This is a genomic window from Streptomyces sp. NPDC002306 (genome assembly GCF_053593435.1).
This window is the reverse complement of the sequence record NZ_JBSFCK010000108.1, coordinates 1-3,126: the sequence shown is the minus strand read 5'-3', so window position 1 is coordinate 3,126 and position 3,126 is coordinate 1. Positions and strand designations below refer to the sequence as shown.

Annotated in this window: 2 rRNA genes (1 of these 2 only partly in view); both read right to left on the bottom strand. The window is 58.0% G+C overall.

Annotated features, from left to right (window positions below):
- Positions 1-1,273 (bottom strand): 23S ribosomal RNA (locus ACWCQK_RS41955); it reaches 1,922 nt to the left of the window's first position.
- A 317-nt stretch (positions 1,274-1,590) separates the two neighbouring features.
- Positions 1,591-3,116 (bottom strand): 16S ribosomal RNA (locus ACWCQK_RS41950).
- The 16S and 23S rRNA genes sit together here, the layout of an rRNA operon.
- Positions 3,117-3,126: the final 10 nt, after the last annotated feature.

Sequence of the window (3,126 nt, the reverse complement as noted above, 5' to 3'; positions counted from 1 at the left end):
GTGAATGACACGACTTCGGCGGTACGCTTGAGCCCCGCTACATTGTCGGCGCGGAATCACTAGACCAGTGAGCTATTACGCACTCTTTCAAGGGTGGCTGCTTCTAAGCCAACCTCCTGGTTGTCTGTGCGACTCCACATCCTTTCCCACTTAGCGTACGCTTAGGGGCCTTAGTCGATGCTCTGGGCTGTTTCCCTCTCGACCATGGAGCTTATCCCCCACAGTCTCACTGCCGCGCTCTCACTTACCGGCATTCGGAGTTTGGCTAAGGTCAGTAACCCGGTAGGGCCCATCGCCTATCCAGTGCTCTACCTCCGGCAAGAAACACACGACGCTGCACCTAAATGCATTTCGGGGAGAACCAGCTATCACGGAGTTTGATTGGCCTTTCACCCCTAACCACAGGTCATCCCCCAGGTTTTCAACCCTGGTGGGTTCGGTCCTCCACGAAGTCTTACCTCCGCTTCAACCTGCCCATGGCTAGATCACTCCGCTTCGGGTCTTGAGCGTGCTACTGAAACGCCCTATTCGGACTCGCTTTCGCTACGGCTTCCCCACCCGGGTTAACCTCGCAACACACCGCAAACTCGCAGGCTCATTCTTCAAAAGGCACGCAGTCACGAGGCGAGCACAAGTGCTCGCCCGACGCTCCCACGGCTTGTAGGCACACGGTTTCAGGTACTATTTCACTCCGCTCCCGCGGTACTTTTCACCATTCCCTCACGGTACTATCCGCTATCGGTCACCAGGGAATATTTAGGCTTAGCGGGTGGTCCCGCCAGATTCACACGGGATTTCTCGGGCCCCGTGCTACTTGGGTGTCTCTCAAACGAGCCGCTGATGTTTCGACTACGGGGGTCTTACCCTCTACGCCGGACCTTTCGCATGTCCTTCGCCTACATCAACGGTTTCTGACTCGCCTCACAGCCGGCAGACTGTGAAAGAGAGATCCCACAACCCCGTATACGCAACCCCTGCCGGGTCTCACACGCATACGGTTTGGCCTCATCCGGTTTCGCTCGCCACTACTCCCGGAATCACGGTTGTTTTCTCTTCCTGCGGGTACTGAGATGTTTCACTTCCCCGCGTTCCCTCCACATACCCTATGTGTTCAGGTATGGGTGACAGCCCATGACGACTGCCGGGTTTCCCCATTCGGAAACCCCCGGATCAAAGCCTGGTTGACGACTCCCCGGGGACTATCGTGGCCTCCCACGTCCTTCATCGGTTCCTGGTGCCAAGGCATCCACCGTGCGCCCTTAAAAACTTGGCCACAGATGCTCGCGTCCACTGTGCAGTTCTCAAACAACGACCAACCACCCGTCACACACCACTTACGCGGTGCTTCACCGGGGCCGGCACTGAAGGCAGCCAGATCGGCCGTGCCCTCAGACACCCAACAGCGTGCCCGACCCGATCCCGTCCGGAGATCATGCTTTCCACGCCCCTAAGAGCAGTACTCGCAAGCCTCCGGCCCGACAATCCGGCCGAATAATCAACGTTCCACCCATGAGCAACCACCGTCGGACGTTTGCCGACGTAGTGGCCTCTGACCTCACCCCGAAAGGATCGGTAAGAAGTGCTCCTTAGAAAGGAGGTGATCCAGCCGCACCTTCCGGTACGGCTACCTTGTTACGACTTCGTCCCAATCGCCAGTCCCACCTTCGACAGCTCCCTCCCACAAGGGGTTGGGCCACCGGCTTCGGGTGTTACCGACTTTCGTGACGTGACGGGCGGTGTGTACAAGGCCCGGGAACGTATTCACCGCAGCAATGCTGATCTGCGATTACTAGCAACTCCGACTTCATGGGGTCGAGTTGCAGACCCCAATCCGAACTGAGACCGGCTTTTTGAGATTCGCTCCACCTCACGGTATCGCAGCTCATTGTACCGGCCATTGTAGCACGTGTGCAGCCCAAGACATAAGGGGCATGATGACTTGACGTCGTCCCCACCTTCCTCCGAGTTGACCCCGGCGGTCTCCTGTGAGTCCCCATCACCCCGAAGGGCATGCTGGCAACACAGAACAAGGGTTGCGCTCGTTGCGGGACTTAACCCAACATCTCACGACACGAGCTGACGACAGCCATGCACCACCTGTACACCGACCACAAGGGGGGCACTATCTCTAATGCTTTCCGGTGTATGTCAAGCCTTGGTAAGGTTCTTCGCGTTGCGTCGAATTAAGCCACATGCTCCGCTGCTTGTGCGGGCCCCCGTCAATTCCTTTGAGTTTTAGCCTTGCGGCCGTACTCCCCAGGCGGGGAACTTAATGCGTTAGCTGCGGCACCGACGACGTGGAATGTCGCCAACACCTAGTTCCCACCGTTTACGGCGTGGACTACCAGGGTATCTAATCCTGTTCGCTCCCCACGCTTTCGCTCCTCAGCGTCAGTAATGGCCCAGAGATCCGCCTTCGCCACCGGTGTTCCTCCTGATATCTGCGCATTTCACCGCTACACCAGGAATTCCGATCTCCCCTACCACACTCTAGCTAGCCCGTATCGAATGCAGACCCGGGGTTAAGCCCCGGGCTTTCACACCCGACGTGACAAGCCGCCTACGAGCTCTTTACGCCCAATAATTCCGGACAACGCTTGCGCCCTACGTATTACCGCGGCTGCTGGCACGTAGTTAGCCGGCGCTTCTTCTGCAGGTACCGTCACTTTCGCTTCTTCCCTGCTGAAAGAGGTTTACAACCCGAAGGCCGTCATCCCTCACGCGGCGTCGCTGCATCAGGCTTTCGCCCATTGTGCAATATTCCCCACTGCTGCCTCCCGTAGGAGTCTGGGCCGTGTCTCAGTCCCAGTGTGGCCGGTCGCCCTCTCAGGCCGGCTACCCGTCGTCGCCTTGGTGAGCCATTACCTCACCAACAAGCTGATAGGCCGCGGGCTCATCCTTCACCGCCGGAGCTTTTAACCTCCACCCATGCGAGTGGACGTGTTATCCGGTATTAGACCCCGTTTCCAGGGCTTGTCCCAGAGTGAAGGGCAGATTGCCCACGTGTTACTCACCCGTTCGCCACTAATCCACCCCGAAGGGCTTCATCGTTCGACTTGCATGTGTTAAGCACGCCGCCAGCGTTCGTCCTGAGCCAGGATCAAACTCTCCGTGAATGTTTACCCG